Source organism: Synechocystis sp. PCC 6803 substr. PCC-P, from assembly GCF_000284455.1.
In the GTDB taxonomy this organism is placed as follows: domain Bacteria; phylum Cyanobacteriota; class Cyanobacteriia; order Cyanobacteriales; family Microcystaceae; genus Synechocystis.
This window is the reverse complement of record NC_017039.1, coordinates 966,072-980,502: the sequence shown is the minus strand read 5'-3', so window position 1 is coordinate 980,502 and position 14,431 is coordinate 966,072. Positions and strand designations below refer to the sequence as shown.

The 14,431-nt window shown below is 47.1% G+C and carries 15 protein-coding genes; 8 read left to right on the top strand and 7 right to left on the bottom strand.

Features of this window, described 5'->3' with window-relative positions; genetic code table 11:
- Positions 1–77 precede the first annotated feature (77 nt).
- The 7 genes from ispF to SYNPCCP_RS04560 form a co-directional block, all read right to left on the bottom strand.
- A complete protein-coding gene (ispF, locus tag SYNPCCP_RS04590; RefSeq protein WP_010872096.1) occupies positions 78–563 on the bottom strand; it encodes a 2-C-methyl-D-erythritol 2,4-cyclodiphosphate synthase in 486 nt (161 codons plus the stop codon).
- Between the two features lie 111 nt (positions 564–674).
- A complete protein-coding gene (locus tag SYNPCCP_RS04585; protein WP_010872095.1) occupies positions 675–1,307 on the bottom strand; it encodes a DUF3782 domain-containing protein in 633 nt (210 codons plus the stop codon).
- 73 nt (positions 1,308–1,380) lie between these two features.
- Positions 1,381–2,316 carry an NAD-dependent epimerase/dehydratase family protein gene (locus tag SYNPCCP_RS04580; RefSeq protein ID WP_010872094.1) on the bottom strand — a complete coding sequence of 312 codons (936 nt, stop codon included), beginning with the start codon at positions 2,314–2,316 and terminating at the stop codon, positions 1,381–1,383.
- 89 nt (positions 2,317–2,405) lie between these two features.
- Positions 2,406–3,542, bottom strand: a complete 1,137-nt coding sequence (cbiD, locus tag SYNPCCP_RS04575) for a cobalt-precorrin-5B (C(1))-methyltransferase CbiD (protein WP_020861568.1) — start codon at positions 3,540–3,542, stop codon at positions 2,406–2,408.
- 57 nt (positions 3,543–3,599) lie between these two features.
- On the bottom strand, positions 3,600–4,469 hold the full coding sequence (locus tag SYNPCCP_RS04570; protein ID WP_010872092.1) for a glycosyltransferase family 2 protein: 870 nt from the start codon (positions 4,467–4,469) through the stop codon (positions 3,600–3,602).
- Between the two features lie 289 nt (positions 4,470–4,758).
- Complete coding sequence (locus SYNPCCP_RS04565; RefSeq protein ID WP_010872091.1) at positions 4,759–6,195, bottom strand: ATP-dependent DNA helicase RecQ; 1,437 nt, start codon at positions 6,193–6,195, stop codon at positions 4,759–4,761.
- A gap of 98 nt (positions 6,196–6,293) precedes the next feature.
- Positions 6,294–7,763: a hypothetical protein gene (locus tag SYNPCCP_RS04560; protein WP_010872090.1), complete on the bottom strand. Its 1,470-nt coding sequence runs from the start codon at positions 7,761–7,763 to the stop codon at positions 6,294–6,296.
- A gap of 167 nt (positions 7,764–7,930) precedes the next feature.
- Between SYNPCCP_RS04560 and SYNPCCP_RS04555 the strand changes: the two genes are divergently transcribed.
- From SYNPCCP_RS04555 to SYNPCCP_RS04525, 8 genes are all read left to right on the top strand, one after another.
- Complete coding sequence (locus SYNPCCP_RS04555) at positions 7,931–8,788, top strand: GNAT family N-acetyltransferase (RefSeq protein WP_010872089.1); 858 nt, start codon at positions 7,931–7,933, stop codon at positions 8,786–8,788.
- A 275-nt stretch (positions 8,789–9,063) separates the two neighbouring features.
- Entirely contained in the window at positions 9,064–9,366 is a 303-nt protein-coding gene (locus tag SYNPCCP_RS04550) for an HU family DNA-binding protein (RefSeq protein WP_014407089.1), read from the top strand.
- Between the two features lie 61 nt (positions 9,367–9,427).
- Complete coding sequence (gene cobD / locus SYNPCCP_RS04545) at positions 9,428–10,486, top strand: threonine-phosphate decarboxylase CobD (RefSeq protein ID WP_010872087.1); 1,059 nt, start codon at positions 9,428–9,430, stop codon at positions 10,484–10,486.
- A gap of 290 nt (positions 10,487–10,776) precedes the next feature.
- A complete protein-coding gene (locus SYNPCCP_RS17405) occupies positions 10,777–10,935 on the top strand; it encodes a hypothetical protein (protein WP_020861565.1) in 159 nt (52 codons plus the stop codon).
- Positions 10,936–10,953: 18 nt separating this feature from the next.
- A complete protein-coding gene (locus tag SYNPCCP_RS17495) occupies positions 10,954–11,355 on the top strand; it encodes a hypothetical protein (RefSeq protein WP_010872086.1) in 402 nt (133 codons plus the stop codon).
- On the top strand, positions 11,348–11,761 hold the full coding sequence (locus SYNPCCP_RS04535) for a type II toxin-antitoxin system VapC family toxin (RefSeq protein WP_020861563.1): 414 nt from the start codon (positions 11,348–11,350) through the stop codon (positions 11,759–11,761). The genes SYNPCCP_RS17495 and SYNPCCP_RS04535 overlap by 8 nt, the downstream gene beginning before the upstream one ends.
- A gap of 134 nt (positions 11,762–11,895) precedes the next feature.
- Positions 11,896–12,681, top strand: a complete 786-nt coding sequence (locus SYNPCCP_RS04530) for an IS5 family transposase (protein ID WP_010872084.1) — start codon at positions 11,896–11,898, stop codon at positions 12,679–12,681.
- 93 nt (positions 12,682–12,774) lie between these two features.
- Complete coding sequence (locus SYNPCCP_RS04525; RefSeq protein WP_010872083.1) at positions 12,775–14,310, top strand: P-loop ATPase, Sll1717 family; 1,536 nt, start codon at positions 12,775–12,777, stop codon at positions 14,308–14,310.
- Positions 14,311–14,431 lie beyond the last annotated feature (121 nt).

Sequence of the window (14,431 nt, the reverse complement as noted above, 5' to 3'; positions counted from 1 at the left end):
TTTGCAACAGGCAAACCGTAACAACCTTTACCAGTGGCATGGATAGGACAAGAATCTTCTATCCCATGGTCCGGTGTTTACCCTTCTTTGATTAACAAAGCCACGCTGTAGGCGGCAATGCCTTCCTCCCTTCCCGTGGGGCCCAAACGCTCGTTGGTGGTAGCTTTAATGCCAATTAAATCTGGATCAATAGTCAAAACTTTGGCTAAATTTTCCTTCATGGCCTGGATGTGGGGTTTAAGTTTGGGTTGTTCTGCCACAATCACATTATCCAGATTATTGATTCGCCAACCCCGTTCAAGGATTAATTGATGCACCTGAGCCAAAAGTTTGAGGCTATCGGCCCCCTGCCACCGGGCATCGCTGGGAGGGAAGTAGTGGCCAATGTCCCCCAAACTCAATGCCCCTAGGAGAGCATCCATTAAAGCGTGGGTCAGCACGTCGGCATCGCTGTGGCCATCCAGTCCTAAATGGTGGGCAATGGTAACTCCCCCCAAAATCAAGGGGCGATCGCCTACGAGGCGGTGGATATCGTAGCCGTTGCCGATGCGTAGAGCAGTCATAGAAATTTAGTGAGTTCAAATAATCTAAATAAATTGGGCAAGTAGAGAATAATTAGCTTACTAAGGGTTACTTGAATAACCCCCAAAAAAACCGGTTGATCCGTTAAATCTTTACCAGAGTTTAGGCTCAAAATCAGGTGGAGTCTCTGCCAACTCAAAAACTTCATCGTGGATGCTGGCCACATATAAACCCTCCCGTAACGCCTGTTGCTTTAAGTCATCTGACCAATCCACCGCCGCCAGAATGCCATACAACTTTTTATCTTTGTGTTCAGGAAAGAAGGTACGAAACTTCTGGAGCAAATTTTTTAGTTGGGTAATGGACTCTTCCCTGGGATGGCTTTTTACTTCCACCACGTAAGCGGTATTAATGTCACTGTTGGCATAGGCTAGAACGTCAATTTCTAGGTGTTGCCCTCCTTTGCTGGCCCTGACACTAGGACTAATAACTTCCATGCCAAAACGCTCCTGCAGAATGCGCTCCATGGAAGGCAAGGCCAAGCCTTCGGTAAAACTACCAAATTTTTTCCCTAACCCACCAATTTGTTTCCCCAGTTCTTTGATAAAGCGACCGTTTTCTTTGATAAGTCGATCGGTCTCTTGCATACGACGATCGGTCTCCTGCATTTGAAGATCCGTTAATTTCATACGGCGATCGGTCTCTTGCATACGGCGATCAGTTTCTTTCTGGGATTCAATCAACTCCCCCAGTAGGGCCCAAACTTCATCGGCAGTGGTGGCCATTATGTTCCTCCGTGGTATTCACTAATAGTTAACTTCTCAAAATTTTGTGAACATTGGTATTTAATACCCTAAATTAACTGAATGCCAGGATTTGCTCGTCTAGGTCAAAATCTCCTTTTTCCTCCCCTTTACCGGACGGCAGATAATCCAGTTGAAAGCTATTTTTTAAGCCTTCTACTAAACCATAATTGGGATGCCAATCTAAATGGTCTTGGGCTTTTTGAATATCGGCAAAAAAGTGTTGTTGACGCAGGGGAAAAGCTTTGCGTTTACCAAAGTCAAAATCCTTGGGGTCATAGTGGACTAATTTAACGCCCTGGGGATCAAGACCCGCCGCGGTGGCACAGGCTTGAGCTAGACCATTCATGGTGACGTATCGATCGCCGGAGATGTTATAAATCTGCCCGATCGCTGCTGGGGTAACAATGGTTTTGGCCATGGCGATCGCCAAATCTTCCACATGGCCCAGTTGGGTGATGTATTGACCATTACCGGGGATGGGAATGGCTCGACCCCTCACTAAACGGTCAAAAAACCAGGATTCGAGGGCATTGTAATTGTGGGGACCGTAAATATAGGTGGGGCGGATGGCAGTCCAGGGAATGCCGCTCTGGGCTAGATAGCGTTCCGTTTCAAATTTGCCTTTGTGGCGACTCTGGGGATCCACCGCATCGGTCTCCCGGTGGGGCATTTGGGATGATGCTTGGTAAACCCCAGCGGAACTCATGTAAACGAATTGCTGTACTCGGCCATTGTACAAGTCCACCAGGGGCTGGGTATCGCTCAACTCCCGACCGTTGTTGTCAAAAATTACGTCAAATTCTTCCTTTTCTAGTTTTTCGCGCAACTGTTCAGCGACCCGGCGATCGCCATGGATTTGGGCCACGCCATTGACGGGGTCAGGACGATTTCCCCGATTGAATAGGACCACTTCATGACCTTGGGCCACCAGCACCCGGCAGAGATGGATACCGATAAAACGGGTTCCTCCCATAATTAAAATGCGCATGGTCTACTGTCTCCCTCCAAATGGCAACTTTCCCATTATCCCCTAGGCTGTGCCTCCCCGGAATTGTGGGGTTTTCTTTAAGCAGGAAGCTAAGTTTCTGGTATGGTCATCCCCAATTTATCAGCCATGGCCTGACCTTGAGTACTAATTGCCACCGGTTGGCGATCGCCATCAAATAGTAAACTGCCCACTTTTAATTGATGTTGACTGACTTTATAAACATATTCCTCCGAACGGCGATCGACGGTGTCCGCCATGGCTTGGTAAATTTTGCTAACCCAAGGACAATTTTGCTCCGTTTGCCAGTGGCGTAATAGCTTTAACCCTGCTTCCGTGGTGGGTGCTTGGCCAAGTTCCTGTACCAGGGGATAGGGTAAACCTGCTTGTACAGCTTGGGCAGTGAGAATTTCCAAACGGCCATCGGCTAAATGGTGATGGGTGTGGAAAATGCCCCCGGCTAGTTTGATCAATTTGCCGTGGTAACCCAAGAGCAAGATTTCCTGTACCCCCACGGCCGCCGCCGCCACAAAAAGGGAGCCTAACCAATTGGCCGTTTTTACCATTTGGTCTAGGGGTACTCCCCACTGTCGAGCTAAGTCTAAACCGTTTTCTCCCAGGCAAAATACTAAGCATTGATGTTGTTGAGCCGCACTAGTCAAATGCTGTTGAAACTCTGCCAGTTGCTCCGGAGCACTGAGGGGTTGGGCAATGCCGCTGGTGCCTAACAAAGATAGACCTTCCACCACCCCAAAAGCTGCATTGGATGTGCGAGTGGCTAAGGTTCGACCAAGGGGCAAAATTAAGGAAACCATCAGAGTTTGATCTCCACTTATGTACGGCTGCAAATGGTGTCTTAATAATCGTTGGGCATAGCTGTAAATGGCGGCTTGGCCTTCCCTATCAAGCTGTTTGCCAATGCCTTCTCCCCCTTGAATAATCAGTTTTCCTTCCCCTGGGGTAAATTCCACTTCCGCCCAAACGGGGGTATGGCGAGTTAAATCCAAGTTATTGCCCGGTTCGCTGCGGGTGATGGCCAAGGCTCTGTGATGACCGAGCAAAGCCCCCTGTTCAATGGCAATTTCCGCCGTTCTAGCCGGTTCCAATAGTTCCAGCGTGACCGAATCTGGACAGTTACTAGTGAGCAAGGTTTCCACAGCGGCGATCGCCGACGCACAGGCAAACACGGGCAGGGTATAACCAGATTGGGCAGAGATAGACTGAGACAAATTTTCTCGCTACTGATTAATTACAAAAAATAGGGCGATGATCATAGAGCAATTAACTTAGTTAAGGTTAGAAACAAACTCAATTTTCTGCCCATTATTTGTCATATCTAAAAATTGTTCTAGATTTTGGCAACGACCTTCTTCCATGTAACGACGAAAAACTTTATTTAAAGCTAGATTTTCACTAAACTCTTGCCGGGCCGCTTGACGAATTGCATCGGTTAAAGTCAAAGCGCCTTCGTCTAACAGAGACAAAATAGTTAGATAGGCTTTTTCCGCAGTTTCAAAAGCATTGGCGGATTGGGTAATGGAATTGTCCCGTTTATAGTAACGATAGAGGGGCTCGGGGTGAATAGCTACTTTTTCCGTGCGACTCAATAGCTCTAAATTGAAAAGTACATCCGCCGCAAAGGGCACTTTCGTCCAGCCATCTCCCAACAATTGCCGTTGAAAAACTGGAAAAAAGGGAATGCGGGGACTAAGAATATCCGCCGCTGTGGCAAAGTTCAGTGCTTGTCGTTGGGGAAAGGGTTGCTTATACAACACCAATTCACTGTTATAAACCCCCGTGTTATCGATCGCCACGCCATATTTTTCTGCTAGGGGTACTAACTTTTCCAGACGATCGGATGCAAAGGCATCGTCCGCATCTAAGTTGGCCAGAATGTCCCCATCACAAATACTCACCGCCTTATTCCTGGCGATCGCCTCCCCACTACCAATGCCCCCGGTAAAAACTTGCTTTAGCCTGGGGTCATTAATACCCTGTTCAGCCAATAGTTGCAGGTAATCCACCTGGTCATCCACACCGATCGCTACCTGCCAATGGTCATAGGTCTGGGCCAACACACTACGAACGGTAAAAGCAATGGTGTTTTCGGCCCGGTAGGCGGGGATGATAATGCTTACTAGGGGCTGATTAACCATGGTGCAGGGAAAAAAAGATGAATAAATGTCTAAGAATCTGTTTGAAAAGTTTTATTTTGCCCCCTAAATCCCCCAATAATGGGTGACTTTTACTTAACTTCCCCCAAACTTGGGGAGCCAGGGGGGCTTTTCAAACACTCTCTAAATTTAAGGCTGTTTACAGAGAATATATAAATGTCGATGGTCCGTAAAATAGGACCACGTTCGTTGCATATTACCTGGATCAGTATTAGATTTTATATCTAAATCATTAATCCCAGTTACCAACCATCCCCTAGGCTCCTGAAAATTAGCAGCGTCCAACTAAACAATTATCACAGGTGCCACAGGGTCGCCTCGCCGCCGGAGAATTGTCACCAAAGGCAACCAAAATCGTTTGCCAACGACAACGGGAAGTGGTCAGGTATTGGGTCATCAGGCGATACTGGCTTTTCAATTCCTCCAGGGGATTGGCCTGGTAATGGCCGGGGTTAATGCGGTAGTTAAATGGATCTAACCACTCTAAATTACCCCGACGGTGGAGCCACGCCAGAGCCATTTCCAAATCGGGAAAATGGGCTTTTAGTTGCCCTAGGTTGCCCTGGGATGGAATTTGTTGACTCAAGACCTCGGCTCGTTGTAGATATTTGCTGGCTTGACTCAAAAAATACTGACGCAATTGGCGATCGCCAGAGTCCAACCAACCGGTGGGTTCACTAACTAAGGTGAGACATTCTGCCGGTTGCAAATCTCGTCCGGCCCGTCCCACTTCCTGGAGATAATCCATCAACATCAGGGGGGCTTGGTAATGTAACACCCAACGGGTATCGGGCTTGTCTATGCCCAGGCCAAAGGCATTGGTGCAAACCACCGAAGAAATTTGCCCCGTTAACCATTTTTGTTCCAACTGTCGTCGTTGGTGGGGGCCCAAACCGCCATGGTAAGCTTCGCTGTCAAAGCCCCGTTCCTGCAACCATTGGGCTAAGTTGATGGCCATGGTGCGGGTACGGACGTAAATCAAACCGCTTTCCTGGAGATGCTTGAGCAAAAAACGCCGTAATTGTTGCCGGCGGCAATATTCACTCAGCACCATTTTGACTTTCAGATGTAGTTGGGGGCGATGGGGGCTGACCTGAAAACACTCCGGCGATCGCAAATTCAATCCTTCTACGATCAAATTCTGTTGCTGGCGATCGGCTGTGGCGGTGAAGGCGGCCAGGGGAATCTGGCCCTTGTCTCTGCCTAATCCCCGACGCAGGGCTCCCAAACGGCGGTAGGCAGGACGAAAACTATCTCCCCACTGCACCAAACAATGGGCTTCATCGAGCATGATTCCTTGCAATTTGACCTGGGGTTGCCGGAGCAAATTCCAGACTGGCTCACTCAGCAGGGTTTCCGGCGAAAGGTAAAGGAGCTTTAGTTGCTGTTGCCCCAATTGGTACAACACCTGTTTTCTTTCGGGGCGACTCAATTGGCTATGGAGACAGGCGGCGGGCAGATTTTGCCTACGTAAACTTTGTACCTGGTCTTCCATGAGGGCCACCAACGGTGAAACCACCAGGGTTAATCCCTCCCCCAATAATGCCGGCAATTGAAAGCAAATAGATTTCCCTCCTCCAGTGGGTAGTACCACCAGACAATCCCGCCTGGCCAATAGGCAATCAATTACTTCTCCCTGGGGATAGCGAAAGTGGTCATAGCCCCAAATTCGGCGGAGAGCTTCTTCCAACGATTGGCGATCAGCCATGGCAGGCAATGGGATTGATGATTTACCGGGAGACTGCAAAGTTGGTCAAATTTTACCTAACTATGTCCAAGCTTATTGTCCCCAGTAAACCGGAAAAATTAAGCTAAAGCTTCTTCCCCCCGACGGTACAATTCCCGGGCATAATCAGTCCAGGTGCCTTGGCCCCAATAACGGAAGCAACTAGTTTCCACTAATAACAGATATAGCAGAGCGTTTTGATAATCCTCCCGTTGGGTAACGCTGGGATCTTCCGCCACTAAGCGATCGAATTTTTGGTGGAATTTGGCGCTGAGTTGGTTCATTGGTTCGAGCACATTTTCATAGCCCTGTACCCAACTGAGATCATTAGTCCAAGAAGCTCCATCCATCCCAAATTGGTGGTCCGTGGCTTTCAATTCGGCGATCGCCTTTTCCACCTGTTCATGGCTGGGGGAATCGGGATTAACCCGTTGCCAAATTTTGTGTTGTTGAATGGCTTGGATCGCGGGGAAATCGGACTCTTGCACGCCGGCCGCTTCCAGTAGTTCTAAATATTCCGTGCCATTAATGGCCACTGTGCCGGATTTACCGCCATTTTCCGCCATTTTGCGAGTCGCTTGCTCGTAGGCAGGGGGAAATTCGTTCATCATGACGCCGCCATTTTCCCCATCGGCAATTTGGGTGACACAGGCAGGAATGTGGTGATTGCCCACAGGTTGTTTACCCCGCCCTAAGGCCTCGTAATAGGGCTGCATTTGGGCCACTAACTTGGTGTCGGAACCTTGGGTTTTAATGAGAGCGACAATGCTCACCGTTTCTCCCCGGGAGTTGCGGGCCACTAAGCGGTTGGGAACATATTTTTGATCACCGGAAAGGCCACTACCATCGAGGTTTTCCACGGAATGTTCCTGCACCATCAACCAACGGTAACCGCATTCTTTTAGGGCTTTAACATACTCAAACAAAGTATCAGGATGGTTGGGTAAATGCATTTCCGGGGGCGAGAAACCTTTCACCCGTTGTAATGCTTCCAGACCAAAAATATCAGCAAAGTGTTGTTGCCACGCTAACATATGTAGCTTCAAATCGGGGATGGGGGTGGAAGGGGCCACCGCATGGCTCCACATGGTTCCCAACCATTCCACATAGGGCTGATATTGGGCATCACAGGCTAACCGTTTCAGGTCATCAAGAATGTCGTTGCGGCTCATTTGCTGGAACGCCCAGAGCAAATTGCCAGAATAGTCCAACATGATGCGGGGATTGCAACCTTCCGCCACTAAACGGGGAATAATTTCCCCCAACCGACGGTAACACCAAGCAAAGGGATCGGCGTTGTGGTTATCCCCCTCCCCAGGATGCTCAAACATGTACTGCAGATTGGAAATCAACGCCCCATCTTGCCCGGCGGGAATGGTGGGTTGGTGCATATGCAGGGCGCAGGCACAGGCCGATTGCAAATTCTCCAACTGCAAATTGGTTTGGTGTAAAAACACCGGTTTATTTTCATTAACAACGGCTAATATTTCCGCTTCTTTACCAGCAATGGGGGGCAGGTTTAATTTTGTCCGTTCGGCGATCGATACCATCCGCAGTTTCTCCCAGGGTGAGTAAGTTAATGATTGTTAAGATTCGAGGTTTTTAATTGACTAAAATCTATGGCAATCCAGGTTAATGCTAGCATTGGGGCGGTTTCGGCATTGGTTACAATTCCCTTTACCAAGTCAGCAAACGTTGAAGTTAATAGTGACTAAAGGTGATGACTGAGCAGAAATACTTGATCAGAACGATGACTGCAGCGGAGATTGCTTTGGCGGTGGATTGGGCGGCTGCGGAGGGTTGGAATCCCGGTCACCAAGATGCTGACTGTTTTTACCAAGGCGATCGCCAGGGATTTTTCGTGGGTTTATTGGACGGGGAACCAATTGCCACCATTTCGGCGGTGAAATACAACCAAGAATTTGGTTTTATCGGCTTTTACATTGTCAAACCGGAGTATCGAGGTCAGGGTTACGGCTGGCAAATTTGGCAAAGGGCTTTGGACTATTTACAAGGCTGCAATATCGGTTTGGACGGAGTTTTGGCCCAACAGGCAAATTATCAAAAATCCGGTTTTCATCTGGCTTACCGCAATATTCGTTACCAGGGTGTTACCGGCGGCCTATCGTCCCCATCCCCCCATCTGGTCCCTCTAGAAGATGCCATGGCCTGGGAAGATGTATTGGCCTATGACGATCAATGCTTTCCTGCCCCCAGGGAAGAATTTTTACGAACATGGTGTCATCAATCGGGGCACCAGGCGATCGCCTACCAAGAAGATGGGATTTTACGGGGTTATGGCGTTCTACGCCCCTGCCGAGTAGGTTACAAAATTGGCCCTCTGTTTGCTGATACTCCAGAGGTAGCGGAAATTATCTTTTTAGCTCTAAAAGCAATTCCTACAGCGGAAAATACCATTTACCTAGATGTGCCAGAACCCAACCAAGCGGCGATCACTCTAGCAACGAAATATAGCCTGCAGGTAGTTTTTGAAACTGCTCGAATGTACACTGGGCAAGCCCCCTCCATCGCCCTAGATAAAATTTACGGAGTTACATCCTTTGAGTTAGGTTAACTTTTAAGTCCGGGTAAAATCCAAGTTTTCGTAAAGGATTGTGACAAAATCCCGCAAAACTGCAAAAATTCGTGGGGAAAAGTGATCCTACTTCCACACTTTGTGCATAGAATAAGGCAGTGAAACAGCCAGTCTGCGGGGATTTCAGGGGTTTTTAATGCCAAATTTCTGTGTCTATCCGGGCTGTGGAGCCTCCCGATGACCCTGTTATGGGGAGAAAATGCCTAAAAAATGAGTCTATTCCAACAAACTCACTCTCAAGGAGATTTTTTCAGATGAATAAAGGCGAATTAGTCCATGCGGTCACGGACAAAGCGAAAGAGCAACTGGGGGAAAGCATCACTAAAAAGGAGGTAGATGCGGTAATTTCAGCCGCCATTGATTGCATCATGGAAGTGGTGGCCGAAGGGGAAAAAGTAACCCTAGTGGGCTTTGGTTCCTTTGAAGCCAGGGAACGTAAGGAACGGGAGGGCCGTAACCCCAAAACTGGGGATAAAATGCTCATTCCAGCCACTAAGGTGCCGGCTTTCTCCGCAGGCAAAATGTTCAAAGATAAAGTTGCTCCTGAGAAAAAATAATTGCCACTGACCTTTGTTTGAGCGACCCCACCACGGTGGTAATTTGGGTTGGGCAGCGCAGATGGCAGGCTGTCCAGCTTTTTCTTTACTAGATTTTTCCGCCAGTATTAATCCTTTGGGCCCCCCCGCCTCTGTCCTGGCCGCCATTGAGTCAGCTTTGCCGGCCCTGCGCCACTATCCCGACCCCCAATATATTCATCTTCGTCAGGCGATCGCCGATCATCATCAGTTGTCGATGGATTGGGTGTTGCCGGGCAACGGTTCCGCGGAATTGTTAACCCTAGCGGGGCGCACTTTTGCTAGTTTGGATTGTACCTATGTGGTGGGCCCGGCCTTTGGGGACTATGGCCGCAGTTGGCGGGGAGCCGGAGCCGAGCTTAAAACTATTCCCTGGCAGGTTGATCAACCATGGCCTTGGCGAAAATTGCGATCGCCATCGGAAATTGCCAATACTTCAGCCGTCCAGTCCTCACACCACGGTTTAATTCTCAATAATCCCCATAATCCCTCCGGCACTCTACTAGCTCGGGAGGAAATTCTTGCCCTCCTGCCCCACTATCAATGGGTGTTGTTGGACGAAGCTTTTATGGATTTTCTGCCCCCGGGAGAAGAGCAAAGTCTGGTGGGGGATTTGGAGAAACATCCCAATTTAATTATTCTCCGCTCTCTGACCAAGTTTTATCGTTTGCCCGGATTACGCTTAGGTTATGCCCTAGCCCACCCAGATCTTTTAGCTCAATGGCAAGCTTGGCGGGACCCCTGGCCTGTGAATGTGTTGGCCGAAGCGGCGGCGATCGCCAGTTTGGAAGCCGAGGAATTTCGTCAACTGGTTTGGCAATGGTTACCCCCTGCCCGTAGCGCATTGCAGCAAGATTTAGCGAGTTTACCAGGGCTATTTCCCTTGCCGAGTCAGACCAATTTTTTGCTCGTAAAAACGACCATACCTGCTCCAGAACTTCAAGAAGAACTATTAACTAAATGCCAAATTTTGATCCGAGATTGTCTTAGTTTTCCCGAATTAGGTGAGGATTTTTTCCGAGTGGCAGTGCGGACAATGGCAGATAACCAAAAATTAACCCAGGCCCTAGCTACTATTATGGCCACGGCCGCCCCTAGCTAGATACAAAAATATTTAAAAGATCGGAGTAGCTCCATCAATGGCATGCTTTCAGGTGTTCAATGCCTAGACCGATACAAGAGCAATTAGGAATAATAAAAACCTGCTTGCAGAGTAATGAAGCTATCCGGCAAAGATTATATTTACCTAACTTGGGTTCAACCGATAGTCTTCAAACGTTATTCCTTATACCTTACTCAAAAAACCCTAGGTTATTATTGGAACTGGAGGCGATTATTTTAAGGACAACTGAGCCGCCGTGCAATGTCCAAATTCCTATGGAGTCCTAGGCCGTGCAAGTGAAATTTTCGGAGCAAATTTCGTCCGCTGATGCAGAAATTATTTTAAGGTGTTTACCAGATCGGATTCAAGATGCCCTAACTGCTCGTGCCACGGAAATTGATTATCCCGTTGAAGCAATCATCGAGATGGCGATCGCCACATTAACTTAAGCCAACTAAGGGCTGTTGATGCTCAGAGAATTAAGAACAAACAGGGCATCCTGGAAGATATTTACTGGGAAGAAATTGAGAAAGCAGTATCTATTGAGCTTGATTTCAACTCAGCGTTCAAGTCTTGATAATACAAAAGAAGGTCAGGCTATACTGAAAAAAGTCCACAGCTTTTATAAAATGATGCTTCAAGAACTCGAAGCCGTATTTGACGGCACAGCTCTTCAATTGGAAGTTCCCTTAAACCTTGCCGCAGGTACGAGGGTGCGAATTGTTGTTGAAAGTGTTCTACCAAATGAAGTAAAAGCACCTAAAACGTTTCTTCAAACTGCTCAGTCTTTAAAATTACAGGGTGAACCTGATTGGTCAGAGAAAATTGATCAATATTTGTATGGGGAAACTCTTTCTGACAATGACTGAAGTTTTTTTAGATACATCTTTTGCGATCGCATTATCTTCCATCACTGATCAAAATCATGTACGGGCTATTCAGCTTGCTAATCAAATTGAGGCTAACAAAATTCGTCTAGTAACAACCCAAGGTATCTTGCTAGAGATAGGCAATGCGCTTTCTAAGCAAAGATATAGAAAAGCGGCAATCCAACTTTTAGAATCCCTGGAAACTGATCCCAGTGTTGAAGTCGTTCTATTAACTAACAGTCTATACAAATCAGCATTTAATTTGTTTAAGCAACGAGAAGACAAGGAATGGGGTTTAGTGGACTGCATATCATTCATCGTGATGCAGGATCGAGGAATCACTGATGTACTGACTGCCGATATCCATTTTCAGCAGGCAGGATTTCGGGCACTATTAAGGGATTAATCACAGCAGTCAATGGCCGCAATACCCTTATGGTGACTCAAAAATCTTTCCTACTGCTAAGCTCTTAGAGCGTGTTTGAAAAGTAGGGTGAAGAATGGAAAATGGTGAAAAGAATAAAATTTTCACCATAATTAATGATAATCCGGGAATTTTACAGCACGGACATCACTGATAGCCAGTGGCAATTGGTAGAACCTCATTTACCCAAAGCAAAAACTGGGGGAAGAAAACGGAAAACTAGTCTGCGGGAGATACTCAATGCTATTTTTTACATGTTCAGAACGGGGTGTGCCTGGCGACTTCTGCCCCATGATTTTCCTAAATGGCGAACGGTCTATGGTTATTTCCAGCAATGGCACGAAGATGGTACCTGGAAAAAATTAAACCGTATCTTCCGTGAGAAAGTTCGGCTCAAAGCTGGAAGAAATACTCACCCTAGTGCCGGTTGTTTAGATTCACAGTCACTTAAAAAGGCTGGAACTGGCCAAGAAACTGGCTATGACGGCGGAAAAAAGGTCAATGGTCGTAAACGTACAATCCTCGTGGATACCATGGGATTACTTCTCGATGTTGTCGTCCATGGTGCCCATCGCTCCGACCATCAGGGTCTGATTCTACTTGCTACCTGGTTTGCTCCCCTTTGGCAGTGCCTGCAAGTTATATGGACTGATAGCACCTTTGGCGGAAAGGATTTTATCTATTGGGTGGAGCATACTTTTGGTTGGAATTTGAATGTCGTCAGCAAAAAGCAGGGACAAAAAGGCTTTGAAGTCCTACCCCGCCGTTGGGTAGTCGAGCGCACCTTTGCTTGGTTTGGCCGCTATCGTCGTTTAAGCAAGGATTATGAATATTTACCTACTACCAGTGAGACAATGCTCTATGTTGCCATGGTTCATCTCATGCTTCAAAGGCTTGCTTAAAACTTTTCAAACACTTTCTAAGAGGAGTGAGCATATCGCACCTGCTGCATGGTCGTTAGTTATTTGACTACCTTCTGAGGACAATCGAAGTACATGAGCGTTCTTAAATGGATAAATGTTGGCAAGGTTTCTGCTGAGCGAGACGACGAGCTCGTCAATTACTTCTATGATAACGGTGTTTTGAATTCAGTACTCACAAATAAGTCATCATTTTTGGTACTGGGAAGAAAGGGAGCAGGCAAGACTGCGGTTTTCAGATATCTGAAAGAGAACCCTCATCAGTATCTTAGTGATAAAGATATACTTGTTTCTCTTTCGTTTGAGGATTACAACTGGAAAGTACATTCTCTACTAAGTAATAGTGAAACGGCCGAATCACTCGCATATAAGCACTCTTGGCGATTCGTGATTTTAGTCGAAGTTATCAAGGCTTACGCCTCTCGTTGCGCCAAGGACGGTGTTACAGTCCCTCAACCAATTGCAAAAGCCCAAACCCTGCTTGAGAAACTGTTCGATCATCCTCTGCCATCGGTTTACCAATTAATTGGGCGGAAGTTACTCGGACTTTCGAAGGTAAAGTTACCAAGAGCAGGGTTGGACCTGGAAGATGGCAGCTTTGACTCCGTGGAAGTTTCTGGCGGTGAGTTGTCTTTTGAAGAAGTTTCGGCAGACAATGACATCCGCACTGCATTAGCCCAGAACGTTAGCAATATAATTGCTTATCTGGAAGCCGCACTTGCGAAAATTCAACCTTGTGAATATCGAACAGTTATCTGCTTTGATCGGGTCGATGAGGCCTGGGATAATGTCTCTCTCGATGTATCGCGGAAAGTCCTTGCTGGCCTAGTGTCCGCATCTGACTCTCTAACAGCAAAGTATAATGGCGTGGTTCGACCTATCATTTTCCTCCGTGAGGATATCTTTTCCGTACTGCCACTGAACGACTCTAACAAACTACGTGAAGACTGTGGCGCTCTGCTTAAGTGGGATCGTGACGACCTTTTTAAGCTCTTGTTGCGTCGCCTTTCTTATTTTGCACAAAAAAACGACGTGGATGCGGTGGAGGATTTAGATGGATTATTTGACAAAAACGAGATGCGGCAGCGCTCAAAACCTTCCAACTACCTCTTGAAACGAACCATGATGCGCCCAAGAGATATGATTTGTTTCTTGAGCCGTACAATTGATGCTGTGAAGGAAAGCGTTAATGATCCTTTCGAAGAAACCCCAGCTAATTTCGATCATCTGCCCGTTGAAGCAATTTACACAGCCGAACCAGGATATTCTGAATGGCTTCGTCAGGAACTACTCGATGAATGGTTTATCCAGTACTCGCATATTGTAAAGTTACTTTCTGCAATTCAAAACCATGCATCAACTCAATTCACTCGTGCCGAATTGGAATCGCAGCTAAGGGCACTGGGGGTTGAATTTACGCAAACTGGAATTCTGGACGATCTCCGTTTTCTTTTTGACAACTCAGTGGTCGGCTTTAAGATTGGAGCGTCTACCACTTGGCGCTATCGCTGTTTTTATCCATCACAAGGGTTTATTGAATCTGACCTTTATAAAGTGCATGATGGTTTAATCCGTGCGTTGAACTTGAAAGAACCACGAGACGCATCTTGACCTAAACTGTCAAATAAAAAACCGTTGCACACGAAGTCACAGGTTTTGCGGTTTGGTGAAGTTGATCTGTCCGGTGCGACCCGGTCAACAGTGACTTTAGATTAAATAGTGAAAATATATT

Bases quoted from the DNA above. Each gene is read 5' to 3' on its own strand.
- SYNPCCP_RS04570 (WP_010872092.1), bottom strand. From the start codon at position 4,469: ATGGTTAATCAGCCCCTAGTAAGCATTATCATCCCCGCCTACCGGGCC.
- SYNPCCP_RS04525 (WP_010872083.1), top strand. From the start codon at position 12,775: ATGAGCGTTCTTAAATGGATAAATGTTGGCAAGGTTTCTGCTGAGCGA.
- SYNPCCP_RS04560 (WP_010872090.1), bottom strand. From the start codon at position 7,763: ATGGTATCGATCGCCGAACGGACAAAATTAAACCTGCCCCCCATTGCT.
- ispF (WP_010872096.1), bottom strand. From the start codon at position 563: ATGACTGCTCTACGCATCGGCAACGGCTACGATATCCACCGCCTCGTA.
- cobD (WP_010872087.1), top strand. From the start codon at position 9,428: ATGGCAGGCTGTCCAGCTTTTTCTTTACTAGATTTTTCCGCCAGTATT.
- SYNPCCP_RS04535 (WP_020861563.1), top strand. From the start codon at position 11,348: ATGACTGAAGTTTTTTTAGATACATCTTTTGCGATCGCATTATCTTCC.
- SYNPCCP_RS04585 (WP_010872095.1), bottom strand. From the start codon at position 1,307: ATGGCCACCACTGCCGATGAAGTTTGGGCCCTACTGGGGGAGTTGATT.
- SYNPCCP_RS04550 (WP_014407089.1), top strand. From the start codon at position 9,064: ATGAATAAAGGCGAATTAGTCCATGCGGTCACGGACAAAGCGAAAGAG.
- SYNPCCP_RS04530 (WP_010872084.1), top strand. From the start codon at position 11,896: ATGATAATCCGGGAATTTTACAGCACGGACATCACTGATAGCCAGTGG.
- SYNPCCP_RS04580 (WP_010872094.1), bottom strand. From the start codon at position 2,316: ATGCGCATTTTAATTATGGGAGGAACCCGTTTTATCGGTATCCATCTC.
- SYNPCCP_RS17495 (WP_010872086.1), top strand. From the start codon at position 10,954: ATGCTCAGAGAATTAAGAACAAACAGGGCATCCTGGAAGATATTTACT.
- SYNPCCP_RS04565 (WP_010872091.1), bottom strand. From the start codon at position 6,195: ATGGCTGATCGCCAATCGTTGGAAGAAGCTCTCCGCCGAATTTGGGGC.